At 45.4% G+C, this 8,616-nt stretch carries 7 protein-coding genes; 3 read left to right on the top strand and 4 right to left on the bottom strand.

The window, feature by feature from the left end; genetic code table 11:
* The 3 genes from QUA47_RS29205 to ruvC all read left to right on the top strand — a co-directional run.
* The coding region (locus tag QUA47_RS29205) for a DUF4926 domain-containing protein (protein WP_333433368.1) at positions 1–315 on the top strand (315 nt) is incomplete at its 5' end.
* Positions 316–419: 104 nt separating this feature from the next.
* On the top strand, positions 420–1,535 hold the full coding sequence (bchI, locus tag QUA47_RS29210; protein ID WP_333433369.1) for a magnesium chelatase ATPase subunit I: 1,116 nt from the start codon (positions 420–422) through the stop codon (positions 1,533–1,535).
* 89 nt (positions 1,536–1,624) lie between these two features.
* Positions 1,625–2,158, top strand: a complete 534-nt coding sequence (gene ruvC / locus QUA47_RS29215) for a crossover junction endodeoxyribonuclease RuvC (protein WP_333433374.1) — start codon at positions 1,625–1,627, stop codon at positions 2,156–2,158.
* Positions 2,159–2,165: 7 nt separating this feature from the next.
* Here ruvC and QUA47_RS29220 read toward each other — a convergent pair whose 3' ends face one another.
* The 4 genes from QUA47_RS29220 to QUA47_RS29235 all read right to left on the bottom strand — a co-directional run bounded on the left by QUA47_RS29220 (position 2,166) and on the right by QUA47_RS29235 (position 8,135).
* Positions 2,166–2,759, bottom strand: a complete 594-nt coding sequence (locus QUA47_RS29220; RefSeq protein WP_333433370.1) for a Uma2 family endonuclease — start codon at positions 2,757–2,759, stop codon at positions 2,166–2,168.
* A 222-nt stretch (positions 2,760–2,981) separates the two neighbouring features.
* Entirely contained in the window at positions 2,982–4,352 is a 1,371-nt protein-coding gene (locus tag QUA47_RS29225; protein ID WP_333433371.1) for a hypothetical protein, read from the bottom strand.
* Positions 4,345–4,809 carry a hypothetical protein gene (locus tag QUA47_RS29230; RefSeq protein ID WP_333433372.1) on the bottom strand — a complete coding sequence of 155 codons (465 nt, stop codon included), beginning with the start codon at positions 4,807–4,809 and terminating at the stop codon, positions 4,345–4,347. Before QUA47_RS29230 ends, QUA47_RS29225 begins: the two co-directional genes overlap by 8 nt.
* A complete protein-coding gene (locus QUA47_RS29235) occupies positions 4,806–8,135 on the bottom strand; it encodes a tetratricopeptide repeat protein (protein WP_333433373.1) in 3,330 nt (1,109 codons plus the stop codon). Before QUA47_RS29235 ends, QUA47_RS29230 begins: the two co-directional genes overlap by 4 nt.
* Between the last annotated feature and the right edge of the window lie 481 nt (positions 8,136–8,616).

Consider the following 8,616-nt stretch of genomic DNA (forward strand, 5'->3'; position numbering starts at 1 on the left):
CTATCCTTTCTCTGCGCTGTGCTTATCTCAATGGTCAACTTTCCACTTGATATATGTGCAAAACTGAGATGCACCCGTTATGATGATGGAAATTACGAAGTAGAATTTAGCGATCGCTCTGGCGAAACGATAGCTTTGTGTACTCTGTCTACGGAGCAGTTTTTAGTTGTTTGGAAGTCGAAAGAAAGGCGTTGGTTGTCTGTATCTGAGCTATTAGCTGCGATGGTTGGACGTTTGTCAGACGAACGTCAGATACAAGTTTTAGAGTTGGCGCGTTCTTTGTCTCAGAAAGAGTCTGTTTTTGGCGGGTTTTGAGAGGGCTCAGACAAACTCTGTACTTGGATTTCAAGGCTGCAGATCGACTGTTGTCCGCTTGTATGTCACAATAAACAAGCAATTATTATATTTTGAGTTATCCTGTGAGTCCTACTGCCGAAGTCAGCAATACCCTAAATGCGGGCGTTCTACCAACCGTTACCGCTACCCCAGCCCGCCGCGCTGTTTTTCCCTTCACTGCGATTGTTGGCCAGGAGGAGATGAAACTGGCGCTGCTGTTGAATGTCATCGATCCCAAAATTGGCGGGGTGATGATTATGGGCGATCGAGGTACTGGTAAATCTACCACAATCCGCGCCCTCACTGACTTGCTGCCGGAAATTGAGGTGGTGGCTGACGATCCTTTTAACAGTCATCCCAGCGATCCAGATTTGATGAGCGATGAGGTGCGCGATCGCACTTTATCTCAAACTGACATTAAAATCGCGCGCAAGAAAGTTCAAATGGTAGACTTGCCTCTGGGCGCTACCGAAGACCGAGTTTGCGGTACGATCGACATCGAGAAAGCTTTGTCGGAAGGAGTTAAAGCTTTTGAACCCGGCCTTTTAGCTAAAGCTAACCGCGGCATTCTTTACGTTGATGAAGTCAATTTGCTCGACGATCATTTAGTCGATGTTTTGCTCGACTCGGCCGCCAGCGGTTGGAATACTGTTGAAAGAGAAGGCATTTCGATCCGCCACCCGGCTAAGTTTATTTTAATCGGTTCCGGCAACCCAGAAGAAGGAGAATTGCGGCCGCAGTTGCTCGATAGATTTGGGATGCACGCAGAAATTCGGACTGTGAAAGACCCAAATTTAAGAGTGGAAATTGTCGAACAGCGATCGAGTTTTGACCAAAATCCAGCGGAGTTTCTCGCGAAATATCAGCACGAACAAGATGATATGCAGCAGAAGTTGGTGGAAGCCCAGGAAAGGCTGAAATCGGTAACTATCGATCGAGAGTTGCGGGTGAAAATCTCCCAAGTTTGCGCGGAATTGGACGTAGACGGGCTGCGGGGCGATTTGGTGACGAATCGGGCTGCGAAAGCTTTCACGGCTTTGGAATGCCGCACAGAGGTGACTGTGGACGATATTCGCCGGGTGATGACTCTGTGTTTGCGGCACCGGTTGCGGAAAGACCCGCTAGAATCAATAGATTCGGGGTATAAAGTGACTAAAGTGTTCGATCGGGTATTCGGCCTAGAAACAACTGAGGGGTAATTAATAATTGGTAATTGGTAATGGGTAGTGAGGAAACATTTCCCAAATTTTTAATGCCTCCTTCCCAGTTCCAATTACTAATTCTGGCAATGGAAAAACGAATTTTAGGATTAGATCCAGGCTTAGCAAGCCTCGGATACGGCGCAATTTCCTGTCACATTGTCCCCGGAAAACAAGATGAAAACGTTGTTTCCATGATTGATTGCGGCGTCATAAAAACAACGCCAAAACAGGAAATGGGACAGCGATTGAAAACAATTTACGACGATTTGCACGAGGTAATTGAACAGATTAAACCTGATATAGCAATTGCCGAAAAACTGTTCTTTTACAAGATGGGAAATACCATACTGGTAGCGCAAGCGCGGGGTGTTTTGACGCTAGTATTGGCGCAGTGTGGAGTGCCGCTGTTCGAGTTTACGCCGGCTCAAATTAAGCAAGCTTTGACCGGGCGCGGTAATGCGGATAAATCCGAAGTGCAAGAGGCGGTGGCGCGGGAGTTAGAGTTGGGTTATATTCCGAAACCCGATGATGCGGCGGATGCTTTGGCGGTGGCTTTGACTGGTTGGTACGATGATGATATTTGTCCCAAGAAAATACAGTTGGAAACAGAAAAAGTTTGATGCAATATCAAATCATCGGCAAATTAAGCACAAATCCAGGCAAGACATCTTCTCCCGATAAACTTACAGGAAATTGTACAATCTCTACTTCGCGAGAAGGGCGATAAATCTCCACTTGTTCGTCTAGAGGATTAATTAACCAACCCAAGCGTAAACCACTGTTTAGATACTCCTGCATTTTCTCCTGAAGCGGCCGCAGCGGGTCTGGGGGCGATTCCCTACGGGATAGCTTCGCTTCACGCAATTCTATGACAAAATCAGGACAGATTGGCGGAAATTTCTCTTGTTCTTCTGCTGTTAAAGCAGACCATCTTTCTAAGCTAACCCAAGCGGCATCAGGCGATCGATCGCCATTATTAGGCAAGCGAAAAATTGTAGAAGAACTAAACACTATCCCTAGCTGCGTTTTACGGTTCCACAAGCCCAAATCTGTAATTAAATAGGCTTCTCGATTGGCGTTAACTCCGCCTACGGGTGACATAATAATGATTTCTCCTTTAGGTGTCCGTTCAAATTGCCAATCTCGATTCATCTGGCATAAACGGTAAAACTGTTCATCTGTTAGTTCGACAGTATCTAAGTTTAAAGTAACGGTTGTCATTTTATTATCTCTTTTCTCTCTTCAGTCCGGGCAGGCGGACTTTGTTGTATGTGTAGAAAAGCGATTTCAATCGGCGATTGAAATCGCTTTTTGCAAAGTCTCAATCCCCCTAAATCCCCCTTAACAAGGGGGACTTTGAACAACTCTTGTCCCCCCCTTATTAAGGGGGGTTAGGGGGGATCGAGTTTCCAAAATTCTGAATGCGTAACCCCTGCAACTATTTTAGCGCCATTTCTTGCCAATTACTATTAGGACGATCGCACCCAACGCACCTGCAACAAATCCCCAACCAATACTAGACCAAAAGACTGTATTCGCAGGGATTTGATTGTGGGTACTGTCGATTTTACTAGCATAAGTGCTGGCATAAACTCCGCTGGTGGCAATTCCCACACCAGCCGCTGCAATTGTAACATTTAGAGTGCGATCGCTCTTAGCCCTCTCAATCTCACTAATCCCTTTAATCGTCTGAATTGCATTTTCTAGCAATCTCAAACCTCCACTTAAACTCCTATTATCAGCTTCCATTTGACATACATACTTCTCGGTAGCAAAAATGCTGAAGTTTTCCATAAATTTAAAATCTGTTCTATCGCTCCCCATCTTATCGCCTATTGTCCCCAGCCGTTTTTCGTAATTTTTTAGATTAGTTTTGATGGTATTTTCTTGCTCTTCCCATCTGCGGATATAATTATCATAAGCCGAGAAAATAGTCAAGGAATTAACTAAACTTTGCTGCAATTCTTTCAGGTCAACTTTACGGGTATTCACCTGTTCCGGGAGTTGGGTGACAATTTGTTGAATCGTCCGCGAAGCATCCTTGAGGTCAGCTTTAAGTTGGCGGCTTTGAGTGTAAGCCCAAATCACCTTATTGCGGTAGGCAAATAATCGCATCAAATGCGTATAAAGTTTCTCGACAGTCTTGCTGATATCGCGAATTGATTGACCGCTGTTGTAGGGAAACAAGCAAATTAAGACATGATAATTTTGGCTGATATTGCCCCTATCCCCCGGTGGTAGCCACAATTCGTAAAAATTTGCACCTAAAAATTGTCCTTCGGTTTGTAAGTCTCTTTCCCATTTAGCATTGGGGAATAGATTCATTTTGGTGTAGCAATTTTTAGCAGTTGATAAAGCGTCTTGGTCATCAACCGTCAATTGTCCCCAAACCAGCCAACTTTGACCGATGGTAGCCGGTGGATTGACACGGGAGATTACTTGTTGTTTCAGCCATTCTAAACAATCGATTTCTTTGGGTGCAAATTTCTTATTCTCGTCGGGTTCTATTTTGCCAGACAAGTCAAATTGTGCCGCATAAGTATCGCCGATTTTGACGGGATAGGAATAGCCATCGAGGGGAGACTCCAATGCTGCTATTTTTGGGTCGCCCAGTAACTCGATATAATCAGCAGTTTCCGTTTCAGCTTGTTTTAGTTTTTCTAGCTGCGGCGCAGAGATTTGGTCGGCATAAATCTTTTGCCAAAACTGTTCGCGATTTTGGCTAATCTTGTCCTCATTTTGCCCGCTACCGTCTGCTAAATCGTAGATAAACAAATCAACAGTCGGGTAGATTAGCAAATTCTCGTTACTCATGGGCCAAACCGTCTGCGATCGACAATAAGATTGTATCTCGGCTTGCTTGCACGGAGTCCTTAGCTTGCAAAAGTTTTCTGAGGAATTCTCGAAACCCGCGCGGCTGGACTTTTGCCTCGATTTTTTTGAGAATTTCCGGCAAATTTGTCAAATCGCTGATGTCGCTAGAGGTGTTATCAGTTTCGGTGGTAGTAGTGTTGTTATTTTCAAATTCAGCATTCGGCACAAAATCTAATCCTTTGCTGCGTTGGCTGCTGTGATTCACTAACCAACCATCAGCTTCGTTATAAGCCACCAGCAAAGGGGGATGCGATTTTGCAAGTCTTTCGATATCAATAATTGTGAAATTTTCACCTATTTTATTGCACTCAGATTGGACGGCTGCGGGCAACGGTTCAGTTTGTTGCAGTAGCGCCACAATAAAAGCTTTGAAAATCTCGTCTTGCGTGTCGTTCATAATCCTGTGATAGTGAAAGCAGCCCAATAGTAGGGATGCTGATAAGGTGGGTCTAATTCCATTTTAGCCAACGCTTCGCGATTCCTGTTAAAGAATCGGTTCAGCATAAATTTAACTTCAGGAACTTCGCGGCTGTTTGCGGAAATCTTGTCAATTTCCCCTTGATGCCAGGCGGCTAAATCCTCGCGGGTGGCTTCTCGCAGCCATTTTTGAGCATTTATTAAAGCGACGGGCAGAGAATCGCCGACTTCTCGCCACCGTTGGTAAAAATAAATCATTAATAACGCACTCGCACGGGATTCTACGGGCCACAGGGTACTGACGACACAGCCAACTCCCGCGCGCATAAAACCGCTAGTCAATCCTACATATTCGGCGAGAATTGTTTGTTTGTCAGTCAATGCGGTTTCGCAGGCGGGAAGGCAGATTAATTTGTAGTTGCGGAGGTCATGTTTGATAATTTCTCTGACAGTCAATCGGTGGTTGCCGCTTAAGTATAAAGTGGATTCTAGGGGATTATCAAAATTATAGCTGCCGTGGCCGGTGAAGTGAAAAACATCGTGCGGCTGTTGCAATAATCTTTTGACTTCATCGAGGGTGGCTGCGTCTTTTCCCAGTCGGGTAGATTTGGGAAACATTCGGCAAATAATTTCCGATTCGATTTCGGCGGCGGGGAGAGGGGCGAATGTTTTTTCTTGGCCGTTTTTATCGATACTTACGCTGTGGGGATTTTCGATGCTGAGGATGGCTAGATCCCCAGTATTCAAAGTCCCCCTTCTTAAGGGGGACTTAGGGGGATCTGAACTGGGAGGTAAATCAGAGATTTCGGCTGGGTTTTCAGGTTTTTGATCCCCCCTAACCCCCCTTAAGAAGGGGGGGACAAGAGTGTTCAATGTATCTTCGGATGGGGGGACTGACTCATTCACAGTCCCCCTTCTTAAGGGGGATTTAGGGGGATCTGAACTTGGAGATAAACGAGAGATTCCGCTAAACCGATGTTGCAAATTCATCCCAACTGCCGCGCTAGGCAAATAACTAACCACAAAATCACGACTAAACAAAGCATGAATTGGGAAGCGGTGCAAGTCCCGGTGAGGAATCAGAATTAAGTCGGTAATCCCCTCTAATTTCTGTTCAATGACATCAATTTTCAGGATTTCCTTGAGTCGGGAAAATTTACTTGCCATTCCCGCACGCCAAGGATGATTTTGTTGGCTTGTTTTCTCCTGAGATTGATAATCGGTGTATTGTTGATTCCACTCCTTTACCCATTCTTCAAATTTATCTGGAAAATCGCTGAAACAGTTTTCGGGAGACAACAAGCCATCGGATTTAATGATGAATGTTGTCAGGGATGCGTCGCTGAGATGCCAGTAAATCGCGGCTGTTGTGGGATTTAGAAGTTGCTGAATTTGTGAGTGAGTGACTGTTTCTTCTGTTTCGTAATCGGGAATGGGCAAGGCATCCAGCAGCCAAGATAAGCAGACATTTTTATCGGTTTCGGCTGTGGCTAAGGCGTGGGCAAATAGCCCCGATTGGATGAAGATATTTACGGTTAACTGTTCAAAGCTAACTAATTTGTCGGTGAGTTGCTGTTGGGTGAGTTGGGAATAGTTTTGCTGTTTTAGTAAGCGTTGTAATAAATCGGTTGCATCTCGCTGTAATTTATTGGCTTCGTCAGTTTGCTTTAAGCTGACTAAGGTTTTGATTAATTTCTGCCATACTTCTAGATGCAGTTTTAGGAAAGCATCTTTGGTTAGAGTTTTGAGGGCTTCGTCGTAGCTGATGGTGGCTTTATTCCAATAGGTGTTGGGAGAATTGAGTTTTCCGCGCTGGTAGTGAGCATTTCCGATTGCTCGATGCAACAATCCATATCCTTCAGGGTGGGTATTTGGCCGGCAATACTCTAAGCCTGCTTGTAATGTTAATATTGTGCCTTCATAGCCACGCTGCTTCAGGTTGTGAGTTACAATAGTTCTGGTTACTGGTGGAGATTTAGGGAATTTTACCTGTAAGATTTCATAAACTAGCTGGTTAAATCCACGTGCGTTGACTGCCTGGCTACGGTTAATCCAGGCTTCGTGATAATCTGGTTTGATTTCTAAGGCTTTGTCGTAGGAGGCGATCGCTTCTTCTAATCTTTCTAAATTACCCAGTGCATAGCCCCGAGTGTACCAGGCTTCGTGTTTATCTGGTTTGATTTCTAAGGCTTTGTCGAAGCAGGCGATGGCATCTTCAACTCTGCCTAAATTACCCAGTGCAAGGCCCCGATTGTTCCAGGCTCCGTGTAAATCTGGTTTGATTTCTAAGGCTTTGTCGAAGCAGGCGATGGCATCTTCAACTCTGCCTAAATTACCCAGTGCAACGCCCCGATCGTTCCAGACTTCGTGATAATCTGGTTTGATTTCTAAGGCTTTGTCCCAGGAGGCAATCGCATCTTCAACTCTGCCTAGATCATCCAGTGAAATGCCCCGATTAGTCCAGGCAACGTGTAAATCTGGTTTAATTTCTAAGGCTTTGTCGTAGGAGGTGATCGCCTCTTCAAATCTGCCTAAATTACGCAGTGCAACGCCCCGATTGTACCAGGCAACGTGAAAATTTGGTTTGATTTCTAAGGCTTTGTTAAAAGATGCGATCGCCTCTTCATATCTTTTTAAATTATCGCAAAGTATAATACCCCTGCTGTTCCAGGCTCGGTAAAAATCTGGTTTGAATTCTAAGGCTTTGTCGTAAGACTTCAGCGCCCCTTCAAAATCCCCTAAATCAGATTGCTCATTTCCTCGCTTTTTCCATTTCTCAGCCTCTCCATCAACATCCTCTCCCCCCTCATCCCCCTCAACCGAAGATAGCGGAAACTCAACCAAAATCTCCCTACCAACATTCCCCGCGCACTCTCCCAATTCCCCGCCCGCAACTCTACCCAACAACTCCAACCTGCGCGCCAATTCCTGAAGCGATACCACCGCATCCGCAGACGCTGTACTCCCCTGCGCGCCCGCCAACAATCGAGCCTCAAACCTCCGCAACCAAGCCGCACAATCACCATTTTTAATGCGTTTTGCGATTAAGAATTCCGCAACATCCCCCCTTCCCCAGCCCTGATTCACCCCTTCGAGAAGTTCCATCAACTTCGCCTCGTATTCCGCATCAGTCAAAGTTGGAGGAACCCCCCTCAGTCCCCCCTTAGTAAGGGGGGAAGCAAGATTTGTTTCCTCTTGTTCCCCCCCCTTACCAAGGGGGGGCCAGGGGGGGTTAAAATCCTGGGAAAAAGTGCGGAAAACCCGCTGAATAAATTGTTTGAGGAATCGCCATATTTTATCCAACATTGGGGAGATTTTGAGGCGGTTGGTTTTTTTGATTGTAGCAACAATTGCCGGGATTGGTCGTCAGTCCCATAGTCCGCCAGAGGTTGAAAAGGCGATTCGGATTTGTCGTCAGTCCCATACTCCGTCAGGGGTTGAAACCCCTGTCTCATAGCGAAAGTCCTCTGAAAGAGGACTGAAGATGTGCACAATGTTAATTAAGGGTGACATTTTGAAAATTGTTAATTACCATTGAAATTCTTCTCAGAAGTCCTCTGAAGAGGACTTCAGCTATGAGACGGAGGTTTCAACCCTCGTCGGACTTCGCAACATCGCAATCTAACATTTTGAACATGATTAATTAGCCTTTAAATCGTAAGGATTCAGGTCAGGGGGTATTGACAAAGAGGATACAGGAGGGAGATTATTAGGGTGCATCTCAGTTTTGCACATATATCAAGTGGAAAGTTGACCATTGAGATAAGCACAGCGCAGAGAAAGGATA

The sequence above is a fragment of the Microcoleus sp. MON2_D5 genome, from assembly GCF_036701905.1.
Taxonomy (GTDB): domain Bacteria; phylum Cyanobacteriota; class Cyanobacteriia; order Cyanobacteriales; family Microcoleaceae; genus Microcoleus.

Coding starts and splice junctions, on each gene's coding strand:
- ruvC (WP_333433374.1), top strand. CDS start 1,625: ATGGAAAAACGAATTTTAGGATTAGATCCAGGCTTAGCAAGCCTCGGA.
- QUA47_RS29220 (WP_333433370.1), bottom strand. CDS start 2,759: ATGACAACCGTTACTTTAAACTTAGATACTGTCGAACTAACAGATGAA.
- QUA47_RS29225 (WP_333433371.1), bottom strand. CDS start 4,352: ATGAGTAACGAGAATTTGCTAATCTACCCGACTGTTGATTTGTTTATC.
- QUA47_RS29230 (WP_333433372.1), bottom strand. CDS start 4,809: ATGAACGACACGCAAGACGAGATTTTCAAAGCTTTTATTGTGGCGCTA.
- QUA47_RS29235 (WP_333433373.1), bottom strand. CDS start 8,135: ATGTTGGATAAAATATGGCGATTCCTCAAACAATTTATTCAGCGGGTT.